This window comes from Paenibacillus taihuensis (assembly GCF_003386535.1).
Lineage (GTDB): Bacteria > Bacillota > Bacilli > Paenibacillales > Paenibacillaceae > Paenibacillus_Z > Paenibacillus_Z taihuensis.
In genome coordinates this window covers 43762-60021 of the sequence record NZ_QTTN01000020.1, presented here as the reverse complement: position 1 = coordinate 60021, position 16260 = coordinate 43762, and the positions used below count along the sequence as shown (strand labels likewise).

General features: G+C 55.3%; 12 protein-coding genes. All 12 read left to right on the top strand.

The genetic code is table 11. The annotated features are described in order from the left end of the window. Window positions 1-40 precede the first annotated feature (40 nt). On the top strand, window positions 41-943 hold the full coding sequence (locus A8990_RS17100; RefSeq protein WP_245996069.1) for a carbohydrate ABC transporter permease: 903 nt from the start codon (window positions 41-43) through the stop codon (window positions 941-943). Next, on the top strand, window positions 936-1769 hold the full coding sequence (locus A8990_RS17095) for a carbohydrate ABC transporter permease (RefSeq protein ID WP_116190262.1): 834 nt from the start codon (window positions 936-938) through the stop codon (window positions 1767-1769). Before A8990_RS17100 ends, A8990_RS17095 begins: the two co-directional genes overlap by 8 nt. 25 nt (window positions 1770-1794) lie before the next feature. Continuing rightward, the gene (locus A8990_RS17090; RefSeq protein WP_245996068.1) at window positions 1795-3621 is read left to right on the top strand and encodes a family 43 glycosylhydrolase; all 1827 of its coding nucleotides are present in this window, start codon (window positions 1795-1797) and stop codon (window positions 3619-3621) included. A 19-nt stretch (window positions 3622-3640) separates the two neighbouring features. Next, a complete protein-coding gene (locus tag A8990_RS17085; RefSeq protein ID WP_245996067.1) occupies window positions 3641-4972 on the top strand; it encodes an ABC transporter substrate-binding protein in 1332 nt (443 codons plus the stop codon). Beyond that, window positions 4969-6750, top strand: coding sequence for a cache domain-containing sensor histidine kinase (locus tag A8990_RS17080; RefSeq protein WP_116190261.1), 1782 nt, complete (start codon window positions 4969-4971; stop codon window positions 6748-6750). Before A8990_RS17085 ends, A8990_RS17080 begins: the two co-directional genes overlap by 4 nt. A 36-nt stretch (window positions 6751-6786) precedes the next feature. Then, the gene (locus A8990_RS17075) at window positions 6787-8424 is read left to right on the top strand and encodes a response regulator (RefSeq protein WP_147306823.1); all 1638 of its coding nucleotides are present in this window, start codon (window positions 6787-6789) and stop codon (window positions 8422-8424) included. A 14-nt stretch (window positions 8425-8438) separates the two neighbouring features. Then, window positions 8439-10217 carry a glycoside hydrolase family 2 protein gene (locus A8990_RS17070; protein WP_245996066.1) on the top strand — a complete coding sequence of 593 codons (1779 nt, stop codon included), beginning with the start codon at window positions 8439-8441 and terminating at the stop codon, window positions 10215-10217. A gap of 5 nt (window positions 10218-10222) precedes the next feature. After that, entirely contained in the window at window positions 10223-10846 is a 624-nt protein-coding gene (locus A8990_RS17065; protein ID WP_116190258.1) for a polysaccharide deacetylase family protein, read from the top strand. A gap of 211 nt (window positions 10847-11057) precedes the next feature. Continuing rightward, window positions 11058-11891, top strand: coding sequence for a 5-dehydro-4-deoxy-D-glucuronate isomerase (gene kduI, locus A8990_RS17060; RefSeq protein WP_116190257.1), 834 nt, complete (start codon window positions 11058-11060; stop codon window positions 11889-11891). 36 nt (window positions 11892-11927) lie between these two features. Further along, the gene (locus A8990_RS17055) at window positions 11928-12692 is read left to right on the top strand and encodes a DeoR/GlpR family DNA-binding transcription regulator (RefSeq protein WP_116190256.1); all 765 of its coding nucleotides are present in this window, start codon (window positions 11928-11930) and stop codon (window positions 12690-12692) included. A gap of 6 nt (window positions 12693-12698) precedes the next feature. Continuing rightward, window positions 12699-13448: a 2-dehydro-3-deoxy-D-gluconate 5-dehydrogenase KduD gene (gene kduD, locus A8990_RS17050; RefSeq protein ID WP_116190255.1), complete on the top strand. Its 750-nt coding sequence runs from the start codon at window positions 12699-12701 to the stop codon at window positions 13446-13448. A 209-nt stretch (window positions 13449-13657) separates the two neighbouring features. Further along, entirely contained in the window at window positions 13658-16186 is a 2529-nt protein-coding gene (locus A8990_RS17045) for an alpha-mannosidase (RefSeq protein WP_116190254.1), read from the top strand. Window positions 16187-16260: the final 74 nt, after the last annotated feature.

The following is a 16260-nucleotide window of genomic DNA, read 5'->3' as shown; positions in this document are numbered from 1 at the left end:
GATTCCCGTCTTTTCCTCTTATTTGCAGGAGGGGTACATTTTGAGAACATCGTGGCAGTCCCGGCTTAGCTCATCATTATTCGCATTGCCTTACACCATCTGTTTCGCACTGTTCATGCTGTTTCCAATCGGATACGGCGTCTATATCAGCATGCACGACTTCGAGCTGCTGTCCGATGAGCATAAGTTCGTCGGCCTTAGCAACTACATCGAAATTTTCAAAGTCGGCTCCTATCTGAATACGGAATTCTTCCACGGTCTCTGGCATACGATCCAATTCGTCCTTTACTCCGTGCCGCTCTTATTGCTAGTCGGCCTTGGGCTCGCGCTCCTCGTGAATCGCCTTCCTGCCCGGCTGCGCGGCTTGTTCCGCACCGTCTACTTTATGCCGTTCGCCATCTCCGCTTCGGTTATGGCGGTTATCTGGCTCATGATGTTCGATACGAACGCCGGCTTCATTAATAGTCTGCTTCAGAAGATCGAGATCGCGCCGGTCCCGTGGCTGACCGACCTGCCTTGGGCTTGGCTATCCCTCGTATCGACGACGATCTGGTGGACGGTCGGCTTTAATATGGTTATTTTCATTAACGCGCTGAACGAAGTGCCGGAGGATTACTACGAAGCGGCTTCGATTGACGGCGCGAATGCATGGCAGAAGTTTAAGGGCATCACGCTGCCGTCGATTCGTCCGGTTATGCTGTTCGTGCTGATTACGTCGACGATTGCGTCGTTTAATATTTTTGCCCAGCCGTTCCTGTTAACGCGCGGCGGACCTGGGGACAGCACGAAGGTGCTGCTCATGAACGTGCTCGACGAAGCGTTCAAGGGCAAAGCGATCGGCTCCGCTTCGGCGATGGCGATTACGATGGCGATCTTCATTATGCTCATCTCGCTCGTGCAATACCGTCTCGCTAATGCAGGAAAGGAGCAACAAGATGCGTAAATCCAACACCTTCATCATCGCGATACTCGCCGTACTGATCGCGGTTATTTTCTTGCTGCCGCTCGTATGGATGGTGTCCACATCGCTGAAAAACGACTTCGAAGCGCTGTCCGGCCAGATGCATTTTATCCCGAAGAAGCTCACTTGGGACAATTATAAGCAAGGGTTGAATGGCGAGCTGATGAACGTACCGATCGTGCGCTGGATATCGAACTCGCTCGTCTCCGGCATAGCAGGGACGGCGATTGTTCTTCTGATCGACTCAATGGCTGCTTATGCGTTGGCGCGCCTGAAGGATCTGCCTTTCCGCAGAACGCTGTTCGCGATGTTCATCGCTTCGCTGATGATTCCGGGCATTCTCACCTTTCTGCCGATGTATATGGAGTTTAACAAATTCGGCTTCATCAACACGTACTACGCGCTTATTTTGCCTTACTCGGGCGGGGCGTTCGGCGTCTTCCTGCTCTATCAGTTTTACAGGTCGTTCCCGAAAGAAATCGAAGAGGCGGCACGCATCGACGGGGCGAACAAATGGCGCATCTACGCAAGCATTCTCATTCCATCCTCGATTCCGGTGCTAGTGACGCTTGGTATTTTCACCTTCATGGGCATCTATAACGACTTCGTCTGGCCGCTCTATGTCACGACTTCGCCCGAGATGCGCACGATTACGGCGGGCATTTCGCTTATGGCGACAGGCAGCTATACGCAGTCTTACGGCAAGCTGATGGCGATGACGGTCATTGCGACACTTCCGGTACTGCTCGTCTTTATTGTCGGCCAGCGTTCTTTCGTCAAAGCAGTTACGCAATCCGGCATTAAATAGTAGAGTAGAGAAGAGGGGGACAGACGTGAAAATAAACGGCAAGCGAACCAGCATTCTGCTCTTCTCAGCCTGCTTGCTGATCGCGGCGATTGCAGCCATTTGGATAGGAGTGGATCGGATGGACAAGGGGACAGCGGACGCGCCCGTCGTCTATAATGGACACGGAGGCACGTTCAAGAATACGCTCGCGGAGATGGATACGCCGGATCCGAGCGTTGTTTATAAAGATGGCTATTATTATATGACGTTTACGCATAACGGCGCGGACGTGATGGTCATGAAGTCGAGAACGCTCGACTTCCGCCAGGCTCGGAGCGAGACCGTCTGGTACCCGCCGGCCGATACGGCATATTCTGCGAATCTATGGGCACCTGAAATTCAATATATTCAGGGTAAATGGTATATCTATTTCGCAGCGGACGACGGCGCAAACGAGAATCACCGCATGTATGTATTGGAAGCGGATACAGAGGATCCGATGGGATCCTATACGTTCAGAGGGCAGGTCAAGGACGAGACGAATAAATGGGCGATCGACGGTCTGGCGATGGAGCACGAAGGGAAATTGTACTTCGTCTGGTCCGGCTGGGACGACGATGTGAACGTGCAGCAGAACACGTACATCGCGCCGATGAGCGATCCGCTGACCATCAGCGGTTCGCGCGTGCTGCTGAATGAGCCGACGCTTGATTGGGAGCAGGCGGGAGGACCGCCTTATATTAACGAAGGCCAGTCGATTCTGAAGAAGGATGGACGTCTGTTCATCGTCTATTCGGGAGCAGGCAGCTGGACGCCGTTCTACAGCCTTGGCTTGCTGGCTCTTGAGCCGGGCACGGATCCGCTCGTCGCGGCGAACTGGAAGAAGTCCGAACAGCCGCTGCTGCAGATGGATGAAGAAGCCGGCGTGTTCGGGCCGGGACATAACTCTTTCGTCGCTTCGCCGGATGGGACGGAGGATTGGATCGTCTATCACGCGACCTCCGGCATCGACGACGGCTGGAACAACCGGAAAGCAAGGGCGCAGCGCGTGAGCTGGAACGCAGACGGCATGCCGGAGTTCGGCAAACCGTTGTCGCTGGATACAGCGATTGCCGCGCCTGCAGGAGCCGGAGTGATCAAGGCGGAGCACGCGAAGAAAGCCGGGGAGCGGCTGGAGTTCGACGGCATTCCGGCGACGGTTGATACGGAAGTGCCGGTTCTTATCCATTATCGCAATACGAGCGGAGATTCGCTGTCTGCGGATTTGACCGTGAATGGCGAGAAGGCAGCGGCGGCGGTTGAGCTTGCGCCAACGAAGTCAGAGCGAATCGGATATGCGTACGCGCGGGCAGCGCTCACGCAATCGAACAATAATGTCATCTCGCTGCCGGCGGAGCTGGCCGGGGTGACGATCGAGGCGATTGAAATTCCTCGCTACGAAGCGGAGAATGCGCAGGCTGTAGGGAGAGCAGAAGCGACCGAGAACCCGTTCGCGTCCGGCTGGGGCGTTGCGAAGCTAGCGCCAAGCGGAGAAAGCGAAGGCGCTGGCGAGGGTGCTGACAATTCCGATCGTAATAACGGCGATCCCAAGTCGGCATCCACTGCCGACGCGGTAAAGTTCACGAACATTGCCGTTCCCGAGAAGCGCGACTATACGCTGCGAATAGCAGTCTCGAACGCTGGCGAGCAATCCGCCTCCCTCAAAGTCACCATCGACGACGGCAAGGCGCAGACGGTGGAAGTGAAACCAACGGGCCGGAACGAGTTCGTGCCTGTTGATGTGACAACGAGCTTGAAGGCAGGCGTTCACGCGATCAAGCTTGAGGCGGTAACAGGCAAGCTGAGCATTGATTATATAGACATTACGGGTTGATAGACGGAGGTATGCGAAGGTGCAGGGCAACAAAGAACAATCAGCACGTCGATTTACGCGCAGAAGCTGGCTTCATCTAGGCGCTATAATGGCTATTCTTGGCGGTCTGCTTAGCGGCTGCGGAGGCCATGATGAAGAGCAGGAGGCGCAGCCGAGCAAGGCTGCCGCTATTCGAATCGACTATTGGACGCCGTTCAGCGGCGGCGACAATCAGTTTATGACGGCCATGGTCAACCGCTTCAACGAGGAGCAGACGGGTATTCAGATCGTACAGACCAACTCGCGTCTGGACGACTATTACTCTCGCCTCCGCACGGCGATTCTGGCCGGCAATGCGCCGGACGTTGCTATTGTTCATACGACCAGCATGCCTCAATTTGTGCAGAACGGGTACATCGAGGACCTGACGGCGCCTGCGGCGGAAGTCGGGCTCGATTGGAAGCAGTTCAATCCGAATATTCTGGCGTCCACGGTATATAACGGGCATTCCTTCGCGGTACCGCTGGATACGCATGCACTCGTCATGTATTACAACAAAGCGTATCTCAGACAGGCAGGGCTGCTCGATGATGCGGATAAACCAGTCATTGGTCAAGGTCCAGAGGGCTTCCACGCCTTCCTGCAGCAGATCAAGAAGAGCGTACCATCCGATGTAGCGCCGCTTGCCGAACCAAGCACGCGCATTGACTCGGTCTGGCTCTGGTGGAGCTTGTACAACCAGATGAAGGGCGGCGGCGCGATGTATAGCGCGGACGGAACGAAGGCAGCCTTCGATAATCCGAAGTCGCTGCAAGCGCTGAAGTTCATCCACCAGCTCAATTCGGAAGGCTTGATTCCGCCGAACATCAATGATTCCTTCAAGCTGTTCTCGGACGGCAAGGCGGCGGTGCTCTTCCTCGGCATGTGGGCGACTGGTGCGCTGGAGCATGTGAAGGGGCTGGATTTTGGCGTCATCCCGGTTCCGAAGCTGTACGATCAGCCGTCCGCATGGGGCGATTCCCATACGCTTGCCATTCCGAAGAAGAGCGATATGTCCGATGAGAAACAGAAGGCGATCATGACGTTCATCAAGTGGATGGTCGAGCACGGCGAGATGTGGGCGGAAGCGGGACATGTGCCGAGCATGACCAAGGTCGTGAAGGATAAGGCATTTAACGAGCTCAAATACCGGAGCGACTATGCCGCAGTCGCCAACTATGTCGCCTATTGGCCGCGCAACGTCAAGCAATGGTCGATTATCGAGATCCTTATCGGGGAATTCGAGAAAATGAATTACAACCAGCAGACGCCCGAGCAAGCGCTCCGCAAAGCAGCGGACAAAGTCAATGCGGCACTGCGTACAAACGCATGAGCCGGCTGGGGACGATATCGCAATGGTTCAGGAATCAGGGGCTTGCACGAAAGCTGATTCTCGTTAACTTCATGCTGGTCGTGCTGCCGCTGTCGGCGATGGGGATCTACTCCTTCTCGAGCTTCCAGAGCACGATGGAAACGAATGTGGGCGGCTACCAGCTGCAGACGATCAAACAAGTGACGCTTAATATCGACACTTATATGAATGAGCTCAATCGGCTCACCTTATCTCCCTATCAGTACAAGGAAATTCTCGACTATATCGGTTCATCGCGAACGGCGGGACAGCCGCTGACGCTGGATGAAATCTCGCATTTGAACAATTTTGTATCGAAAATCTTCATTAACGGCCGTGTCGACATTATGGGCGTTTCGCTGTACGGCGAGAGGGGTGCATCGTATGTGGTCATGCCGGACAGCCAGTATATGACGACGTACAAGCTGGATGAGAGCGTCGAATGGCTGAAGCAGACGAAGTCGCAATTCGGACAGCCGACGTTCATAACGACCCATGAAATCCAGTCGACGAGCGGGACCAAATACAACGTCTTCTCCATCGCCCGCGAGCTGAGAAGCTTCGATACGGGCAAGACGATCGGCTATATTGTCATCGATATTGATCCGAACGCAGTACGCAATATTTTGTCGCAGGTCAGCTTAGGCGAGAAGGAAGCCCTTAACATCATTAATCCAAGCGGCGGCACTGTTATCGAGCAAAATGGTTCCAATCTCTCTGCAGACTGGGGCAAGCTGCAAGGGGAAGGTGTCACGCATGTGAATGGCTCCGGCGAATCAGGCAATCTGCTGGTTGCCTACGTCACTTCTCCGGTAACCGGCTGGACGACGCTGAGCGCCGTTCCGGTTCGGGAGCTGATGAAGGACAGCGTCGTGGTGCGCAACTCCATGACTGTCGCGATGTTCGTCTGCATCGGGCTTGCGATGCTGTTGTCCGTGTTCATCGCCTTCCGCATTGCGAATCCGCTTCGCAAGCTGAGCCGCTTAATGCGCAAGGTCGAGCAAGGGGAGCTGCAGGTGATGTTCCCGGTAACGGCAAGCGACGAGGTCGGGCGGTTGGGCAGTTCTTTTAATACGATGGTGTCGAAGCTGAGCGAGCTTGGCTATCTATTATATGAGACGGAGATTCGCGAGAAGGACGCTCAGATCGCGGCGCTGCAGAGTAAGATCAATCCGCATTTTCTATATAACACGTTAGGCTCGATCAGCATGTTCGCGGAGCTTGAGAATAACCGCGAGATTGTGACGATGGCGAATAACTTAAGCCGGCTGCTCCGGTACAGCCTTAGCAGCCGCAAAGAAACGGTGACGCTGCGGGATGAGCTTGAGCATGTCGCCGGTTATATGAGCATTCAGAAAATCCGCTACGAAGAGCGGATTCAATATGAGCAGCAGATCGATCCAGAGGCGCTGGAGTGCAACGTTATTCCGCTCATGATCCAACCAATCGTGGAGAATGCAATCAATCACGGGCTGGACAAAGGCGTTGGCACCGGTCTGATCCGGGTCAGCGGTTCAGCTCAGGATGGGCTGCTCACGATTACCATCGAGGATGACGGGATTGGCCTCACGCATGATGAGCTTGAGCTGCTGAAGGATCGGCTGTATACATCGAAGGATCTTGGCGGCAAGAGCGGCAATGGGCTGCTCAACGTGCATCGCCGCATCGTGCTTCACTATGGCGAGTCATTCGGCATCACGCTCGAAAGCATGCCCTATCAAGGGCTCCGCGTGACCCTTTCGCTGCCCGTTATGAAATGATGCAACTTGTTTTGCTTGAAAGGGGGACAACCGAAGGTGCCCAAACTATTAATTGTGGACGACGAAACGGTATTTCGCAGAGGACTGCGCGCCATGATCGCGGCGAAGGACGGCGATTGGGAAGTGGTCGGCGACGCCCGGGACGGGTACGAGGCGCTGGAGCTGCTCGAACAGCTGCGGCCGGACATCGTGCTGACCGACATTCGGATGCCCCGCATGGACGGCATTCAGCTGCAAAATATTGTCCGCGACCGTTTCCAAGGCATGCTGTGCGTAGTCATCAGCGGCTACGACGACTTTACCTATGTGAAGCAATCGCTTCGCCACGGGGCCATCGATTACTTGATGAAGCCGGTGGAGCGGGCGGAGCTGTTCCAGGTATTGGACCGGCTGCAGGAGAAGCTGAAGTCGGCGGCAGCACAGAAGCCTTCCGCCGCTGCTGCGGATGAACGTCAGGATGATTATCAAGCTCGGCGCCATACCGGTGACCATCTCGTTGCGAGCCTCAATCGCAACCAAGTCGGGCAGCAGGACCTCGATTTGCTGGCTCGAATCGGCATTCAATTCGACGATCCCTATTACGCCAGCTTAGTTATTAAGCTCGATAAACAATCGATCGATAGCGAGCGGTACAGCAGCTCGGACCCGTCTCTGTTCCAGCTCTACATTCAGCAATTCGTGCAAGAGATATTAGACAATCGGTGCAAAGGATTCAGCTTCGTCTACTCGGATACGGAGGTCGTGGCATTCGTTAATTTGCCCGATCCGGACGGTTCCCGCACGAAGCTGCTTGAAATCGCAGAATCAATATGCAGGCAAATCAAGTCGCTCTCCAATATGACGGTCACGATTGGCGTCGGCCGTCCCGTGAAGGGGTTCGAGCTGGTCCCGATTACATTCGGCGAGGCGTCGATCGCACTGTTGTACCGACTCGTCGTCGGCGGCGACAAGGTGCTCGACTATGAGCATACGTCGAAGGATAATCATTTCAAGACGAGCATGAAGAAGTGGAAATGGGAAGCGCTCGAGGGAGCCATTAACGGCGGACGAACGGACGAAATCGGCGCCTGTGTCGAGACTGCAATCGCTGATTTATGCAGCCAGGCACAGACGCCGGAGACCGTCCATCAGCATATATGCAAGCTGTTCATTCATTACTACGAGCTGTCCGAGGACCTTGGCATCGCCAGAAGCTGGCTTGGTACGCAAGATATTCGGACGCTCATCATCGAAGTATGCGCCATCTCTTCGCAGGATGAGCTGATTGCGCACTGCAAGGATTTGTTCGGCCGGTTAACGGCGAGCATTGCATCCGGGCAGCAGCATGTGGAGCGCGATCCGATTCAGAAAGCGATCCGATACTTGGAGCGGCATTACGCCGAGCCGATTACGCTCAAGGAAATCGCGGACCATGTCTTTCTGAACACGGCTTACTTCAGCACGCTGTTCAAGCAGAAGACGGGCAGCACGTTCGTGGAGCATCTGTCAGGCATTCGGATCGAGGAAGCGAAGCGCAGGCTGCTACTGACCGAAGAGAAAATAACGAGCATTGCAGAACGGACCGGCTTTGCGAATATCCGCCATTTCAACCGGGTATTCAAGACGGAGACAAGCATGACGCCCAAGGACTATCGCGAGCAGAGCATGAATCTGAGCCAACACAAGACGAGCTAATGGAGGAATTACATATGTCATCAACGCCAAGATTGGATTATCCGCGCCCGCAGTTTGCCCGCGAGCTGTGGGAGAGCTTGAACGGAGAATGGGAATTTGAATTCGACGATGAACGTGTTGGTCAGAAGGAGCACTGGTTCTCGGGGAAGCGGGCATTGTCGAAACGGATTCAGGTACCTTTTGCATTCCAGAGCAGGCTGAGCGGCATCGCAGATCCTGCGTTTCATGATTGTGTCTGGTATCGGAGGAAAGTAGAGATTCCAGCTGCATTCGCTGACCTTAGAACGATTCTTCACTTCGGCGCCGTCGATTACGAGGCTACCGTATGGGTGAATGGGCATTTTGTCGTTCGCCACGAGGGCGGCCATACGCCGTTCCATGCGGACATTACGGATTACTTGCAGGCTGGTTCCGATGAGAACTGGATTGTCGTTCAGGCGGTCGACTATAGCGAAGACATTACGCTGCCTCGCGGCAAGCAGTATTGGCTGAACGATTCCGCATCGATCTTCTATACGAGAACGACAGGCATCTGGCAGTCGGTCTGGCTGGAGGCGGTATCGGCGGTCCGCTTGGAGCGGGTGCGCATGACGCCTGATGTGGATCGCAATGAGGTTGTCATCCGGTCGTTCCTGACCGGCTTCAGCCCGTCGCAGCAGCTGCAGCTGCGCGTTACGGTGACAGCAGACGGCCAGAGAGTCGCGGATGATCAATACTCTCTCTTCGCCGAGCACGAGTCGAGAACGATCAAGCTTCGCGACTTCAATGAGCATGGACTGGGGCGGCTGTGGTCGCCGGAGCATCCGAATCTCTATGACGTTACGTTTACGCTGCTCGCAGATGGGGTGCCGGTCGATAAGGTGGACAGTTATTTTGGCCTGCGCAAAGTCTCGATCGAGAACGGCAAGTTCTGTCTGAATAACCGTCCATACTATATGAAGCTGGTGCTGGATCAGGGGTATTTCCCCGATGGCAACTTGACGCCGCCGTCCGATGACGCGATCAAGCAGGATGTGGAGCTCACGAAAGCGATGGGCTTCAACGGTGCGCGGAAGCACCAGAAGGTCGAAGATCCGCGCTATCTGTACTGGTGCGACAAGCTGGGGCTGCTCGTCTGGGGCGAGATGGCGAATGCGTACGATTACTCGGAGAAATATGCGGAGCGCTTCGCGAAAGAGTGGCAGGAAGCGGTGGAGCGCGACTACAACCATCCATCTATCGTCGCATGGGTGCCGCTGAACGAAAGCTGGGGCGTGCCGAATATTCAGATCGATGTTCAGCAGCAGCAGCATGCGCTTGCGATGTACTACATGACGAAGTCGATCGATGCGACAAGACCGGTCGTCTCGAATGACGGCTGGGAGCTCGTGAAGACGGACCTGTTCAACATTCACGATTATGAGTGGAGAAACGAAGTGCTGCAGGAAAGATACTCGTCCGTGGAGAAAGCAGTAAGTGCGATGCCGGCGAACCGGCGGCTCAGCGTAGGCGGCTTCTCCTATGAAGGCCAACCGATTCTCGTTACGGAGTTTGGCGGAATTGCTTTCAAGAAGAGCGATTGGGAAGGCTGGGGCTACTCCGGCGCATCGACGGACGAGGAATATTTGGAGCGTCTGAACAATGTCGTGAAGCCGATGCTGCGATCGCCCGTCGTGCAAGGCTACTGCTATACGCAGCTGACGGACGTCGAACAAGAGATTAACGGCTTGCTGACGTATGACCGGAAGCCGAAAGTGCCGGCAGCGATGATTAAGGCAATTAATGAAGGGACTTATTCTCCCGATAAGGAGTGAGCTTCATGGCTTCAACTGCAGCGACAATCTACAATGAAGTGAAGACGGAAGAGAAGCTGCTGGCGTTTACATTCGACGACGGGCCGAATCCGGAATGGACGCCGCAGTTCCTTGATGCGTTTAAGAAGGTTGGCGGAAAAGCGACCTTCTACGTTCTTGGCACCAATATGGAGAGCTATCCAGACATCGCAAGACGAATTGTCGAAGAAGGACATGAGCTCGGCAATCACAGTTACTTGCATCCGCACCTGCCGGAGCTTGATCGGGATGCACAGAGGGAGGAGCTGCAGCGTGCTGAGCAGCTGATTACCGCAGTGACGGGTCGGCGCGTGAACACATTCCGGCCGCCTTATCTCGACGTGAACGACGAGCTGCTTGAAGTCGCGGGCGAGTTCGGCTATGCGGTTATTCACGGCGTTAATCTTGCTTCGAACGATTGGGACACGCCTGGCGTGGAGCATATCCTGGCGACGACAAGAGAAGCGATGCGAAGCGGCAGCATTCTGCTGTTTCACGACGGTTTCGGAGATCGGTCGCAATCGCTCGAGGCGGTTACGATTTTGCTGGAGGAAGCCGTATCACAGGGCTATCGGATTGTGACGGTCAGCGAATTGCTGGGTCTTGATTAAGCAGGTTTGAATAAGGCAAGACAAGAGGATCCCCTTAAGCGGCAGCGGAAATTGCGGCTTAAGGGGGTTTTTTATTTTACGCATAAAGGTGTTGCGGAATGGGTGTGAATGAACTAATATGAACCTAAATGAACTTATATAAACATTAGTGAACCGAGTTGAAGACGTTTAGATCTATTCGATGAACAAATCAAACGTTAGGGGCGATTATATGGAAATCCGGTATGCACACCACCCAAGTCAGGTTCGAACCTTCGATACAGAGGAACTTCGGGAGCATTTTCTAATCGAGCAGCTGTTTGAATCGGATCAATTGACGCTATTCTATACGCATGTGGACCGTTTTATTGTGGGAGGCGCGGTGCCGGTTCAAGGTGCTATTAAGCTGGAAGCCGATCCGAAGACGATCGGGGCAGCGACGTTCCTGGAGCGCCGCGAGATTGGCATCATTAATGTCGGCGGTCACGGCGTTATATCGGTGGATGGCGATACGTACACGATGTCCCCGAAGGATTGCCTCTATATTGGGCGAGGCGCGGAAGAAGTGGTGTTCACGAGTGTGGATTCGGCGAACCCGGCTAAGTTTTATTTGAACTCGGCTCCGGCTCACCAGACCTACCCGACGCAGAAAGCGGCGATCAGCGAGGCTTCTCCGAACCATCTGGGGTCGCTTACCAATTCCAATGAGCGGACGATCTATCGGTATATTCATTCCGGCGGCATTCAAAGCTGTCAGCTTGTGATGGGCATGACGCTCCTGAAGCCAGGCAGCATGTGGAATACGATGCCGTGCCATACGCATAACCGCCGTTCCGAGGTGTATTTCTACTTCGATATGCCGGATGACGGAGCGGTGTTTCACTTCATGGGCGAGCCGCAGGAAACCCGCCATCTCGTCGTCCGTGACGAGCAGGCCGTTATTTCGCCAAGCTGGTCCATCCATAGCGGCGTAGGAACGAGCAGCTATACCTTCATTTGGGGAATGGCCGGCGAGAATCAAACATTCGAGGATATGGACCTTGTCCCGATGCAAGCGTTAAAGTAGAAGTAAAACCGATTGAATGGAGACTTCCGATTTACGATGAACTCTTTAATGAGATATGAGCGTATTATGGAGCTGCTGATTGCGAGCAACCAAATAACGGTGGGCGAGCTCAGCGAACGGCTTGGCGTTACAGGCAAAACAATCCGGGAAGACCTTGCGAAGCTCGAGGAGAGAGGGCTGCTGCAGCGCGTCCATGGCGGCGCGATGCTGGCGCATGCCGATCAGCTCGGCATCCTGTCCATGCGAAGCCCGGTCAAGCACGGCTCCGAGAAAGCGGAGATTGCCGCGGCTGCACTGCGGCTCATCGAACCGAACGATATCATCGCGCTCGATGGGGGAACGACGACGCAGGAGATGGCGCGGCAGCTTCCGAACGAGCCGATTACGGTGGTAACCAACGATGTCATGATCATCAGCGAGCTGGCGCATAAGGATGCCATCCGTCTCGTCGTGCCGGGCGGCTATCGGGTACGCAATATGCTCGCAGGAGCGGAAGCTGTTGCTTATATACGCAAGCTCAATATTCGCAAAGCGTTTATAAGCGCTACGGGCATCCATGCGGATGACGGCTTCACCATCTATACAGGCGAGCTGCTGGAGCTGAAGCGCGCTTGGATCGAGACGGCGCGCACCTCGTATGTGGTGGCGGACCATTATAAATTCGGGCAAGGCGCGTTAATTACGTTTGCCGAATTCAAGGAGATCGAAGCGATTGTGACCGACTCCGGCATTTCGAAGGAGACGGAGGAACAGTACCAGAAGCTTGGCGTGAGATTAATTATTAACGGAGCGAAGGAATGATGCAGGGTGGTATTTCAACTAACCGGCAAGACGGCACTCGTAACGGGCACATCCGGGGGACTCGGCCGAGAGATGGCCATTGCGCTTGCAGAGGCCGGCGCTTCAGTCGTCTGTGTATCGGCATCGAACAGCGATGAAACCGTTGCGGCCATTCGCGCCATTGGCGGAACAGCCGAGCAAATCTCGGCGGATCTTAGCGATCTTAATGGTTTGCAGGATGTATTCTTGGGGGCGCAGAGCCTATTCGGCGGCATCGATATTCTCGTGAATAATGCGGGAACGATTCGGCGAGCGCCTGCGGCTGAGCATTCCCCTGAGGACTGGCATGCGGTTATCGATCTGAACCTCAATGCCGTCTTCTTCCTCAGCCAGCTGGCGGGCAGACATATGATCGAACGCGGCAGCGGCAAAATCATCAACATCGCCTCGATGCTCTCCTATCAAGGCGGGATCAACGTGCCCGGATATACCGCGAGCAAGCACGCGGTGGCTGGCATAACGAAAGCGCTGGCGAACGAATGGGCGGGCAAAGGCATTCAGGTCAACGCGATTGCGCCCGGTTATATCGAGACGCGCAATACGGCTCCGATTATCGCGGACGAGAAGCGATACCAGTCGATTCTCGAGCGGATTCCGGCAGGACGCTGGGGTCGTCCGGAAGATCTGAAGGGGCCGGTTGTTTTCCTCGCCTCGGCAGCTTCGGACTATATGAACGGTCATGTCCTATGCGTAGACGGCGGATGGATGGCGCGTTGATTCATAGGCATCGCAGCATAAAGAGAAACGCAGTCAGGAGCAGGTAGCCGCTCTTGGCTGCGTTTTGTTGCGTATAGCCACTTTTGTACGAGTAGAACCATCGACAAATGCATATGAATTGAACTACATTAAAGGAAGATACTGGCGACAAGCGGCAAGGATACTCTATCTGTCTATCTGGACAGGACAATGAATAAGGAGAATGCATAATGAGTCAAATGAAGTTTCATATGATCGGCAATGCTCATTTGGACCCGGTATGGCTGTGGCAGTGGCAGGAGGGTTATGCCGAGATTAAGGCAACGTTCCGTTCGGCGCTCGACCGGATGAACGAGTTTCCGGACTTTATTTTCACATGTGCAGGGGCGGCTTATTATGAATGGGTAGAGCAGAATGCGCCCGAGATGTTCGAAGAGATTCGCGCGCGCGTCCGTGAGGGACGCTGGGTCATTGTCGGAGGATGGTGGATTCAGCCGGATTGCAACTTGCCTTCCGGTGAGTCGTTCGCGAGGCATGGCTTGTACAGCCAGCGGTATTTCGCCGAGAAGTTCGGGGTGATGGCGCGAGTAGGCTACAACGTCGATTCGTTCGGGCATAGCGGGATACTGCCGCAAATTCTGAAGAAAAGCGGGATGAATGCCTACGTCTACATGCGTCCGGGCGAGCATGAGAAGCATATGGAAAGGAGCCTGTTCTGGTGGCAAAGCCAGGATGGCAGCAAGGTGCTGACGTACCGCATCCCGATCAGCTATGGCAATTGGTCGGTTAAGAACCAAGAGGACCCCGTGTACGGCAAAGCGCTGGAGATGACGGAAGCCGCGGCTCAGGATGAGCAAGATATGATGCTCTTCTATGGCGTAGGCAACCATGGCGGCGGTCCGACGATTGCGAATTTGCAGTCGATCGGCAGGCTGCGGGAGGAGTTCGGCCGGGAGCGGTTCGAGCCGAGCTCGCCGAATGCGTATTTCGAGGCGATGCTGGGGAGCGGGCAGCATTTTCCGGTGTTCGCGGACGATCTGCAGCATCATGCGAGCGGCTGTTATTCGACGCATTCGGAGTCGAAGGCGCTTAACCGGAGGGCGGAGCACCGGCTGCTGACGGCGGAGAAATTCGGCGCAGTGGCGCAGCTGATTGCAGGGTTCAACTACTCGGCGGAGGAGATCAAGCGCGGCTGGAAGAACGTCATGTTCAACCAGTTCCACGACATTATGGGCGGCTGCTCGGTTCAGGAAGCTTTCGACGATGCACGGGAGTCTTACGGGGAATCGCTGAATATTGCGGCGGTGTCGCTAAATGCGGCTTTGCAGCGGATCTCCTGGTCCATCGACACGATGAAGGACGAGATCGCGAGCTTAAGCAAAGATTCGGACTGGGTGCTGTGGGAGCAGAACGATGCCGGCATTCCGGTAGTCGTCTTCAACCCGCTGTCATGGGAAGTGGAGACGCTCGTTCAAGTGAACAAGCAGGTCACGAGTGTGACTGACGATACAAGCGCTGTCGTGGAGTGCCAGATTGTGCGCGGCTCGCGGACGAACGGCAGCGACGATAAGTACGATACGGCATTCATGGCGCGTATTCCGGCGATGGGATACCGCGTGTATTGGATTTACAAGCAGCGCGAGGTTGGCGCGGCGGCGGTTTCTGAGCGAATGCTGCATGCGGATGCGGAGAGTGCTGCGCTCGAGAACGATTGGTATCGCCTCGAATTCGAGCCGCATACCGGCTACGTGAGCCGATTGTACGATAAAGTCAATGGCATTGAGGTGCTTAGCGGCAAAGGCGCGGTCCCCGTTGTTATCGACGAGCATCACTGCGACACATGGGCGCATGGCGTGTTCGAGTTCCGCAATGAGCTTGGCGCTTTCGCGGACGGACAGGTGAGGCTGCTTGAGAGCGGTCCGCTGCGTGCGGTGATGCGAGTGACGAATCGGTATAATCAGTCCGTGCTGCGGCAGGACTTTATCTTGTACCGCGACAAGCCGGGTATCGAAGTGAAGGTGAAGCTGGACTGGCATGAAAAGCACAAGATGCTGAAGCTCTCGTTCCCGGTCGGCGTCGCGAACCCGCGTGCGACCTATGAAATTCCGTACGGCTATATCGAGCGGCCGGTGAATGGGGAAGAGGAACCGGGGCAGCAGTGGTTAGATGTGACCGGAACGGCTGTGGCGGATGCTGTTGTTGCGCCTGATAGCGGGAGTGCGCAGCAGTTATACGGTCTTGCGCTGTTGAACGACGCCAAGTACAGCTTCGATGTCAAGGATAACGATCTGCGGATGACGGTCGTGCGCAGCCCGATCTATGCGGACCATTACGGCGAGCGGGATGAGTATTGCGAGTATATGGATCAAGGGCTTCAGCAGTTCCGTTATGCCCTCGTTCCGCATGCGGGCGACTGGCGCGATGGGAATGTGCCGAAGCGGGCATACGAGCTGAACGTGCCGCCCATTCATATCGTGGAGACGTATCATAAAGGCACGCTGCCGCAGACGGCGGAAGGGATTCGCATCTCCGCGAGCAGCGTCGTGGCGACGGCGTTTAAGCCTTCCGAAGACGGAGACGGCTACATCCTGCGCTGCTGCGAGACGAGCGGTGTGGGCTGTGAGGCGGAGATTGATCTTCCGCTGCTGGACCGAAAGTGGTCAGCGCGGCTCGGCGGCAGCGAGATCAAGACCTTCTTCATTCCGCTTGACCGGGAGCAGCCGGTGAGGGAAGTGAATTTGATCGAGCTTCCAATGTAGCAGCAGCGTTAGCGGTAGCGAGGGGGATTGGCGGGAGGAGTTGCGGCTTTGAGGCGCGAAATGATAGTGTATCT

Bases quoted from the DNA above. Each gene is read 5' to 3' on its own strand.
- A8990_RS17095 (WP_116190262.1), top strand. From the start codon at position 936: ATGCGTAAATCCAACACCTTCATCATCGCGATACTCGCCGTACTGATC.
- A8990_RS17080 (WP_116190261.1), top strand. From the start codon at position 4,969: ATGAGCCGGCTGGGGACGATATCGCAATGGTTCAGGAATCAGGGGCTT.
- A8990_RS17070 (WP_245996066.1), top strand. From the start codon at position 8,439: ATGTCATCAACGCCAAGATTGGATTATCCGCGCCCGCAGTTTGCCCGC.
- A8990_RS17065 (WP_116190258.1), top strand. From the start codon at position 10,223: ATGGCTTCAACTGCAGCGACAATCTACAATGAAGTGAAGACGGAAGAG.
- kduI (WP_116190257.1), top strand. From the start codon at position 11,058: ATGGAAATCCGGTATGCACACCACCCAAGTCAGGTTCGAACCTTCGAT.
- A8990_RS17055 (WP_116190256.1), top strand. From the start codon at position 11,928: ATGAACTCTTTAATGAGATATGAGCGTATTATGGAGCTGCTGATTGCG.
- A8990_RS17045 (WP_116190254.1), top strand. From the start codon at position 13,658: ATGAGTCAAATGAAGTTTCATATGATCGGCAATGCTCATTTGGACCCG.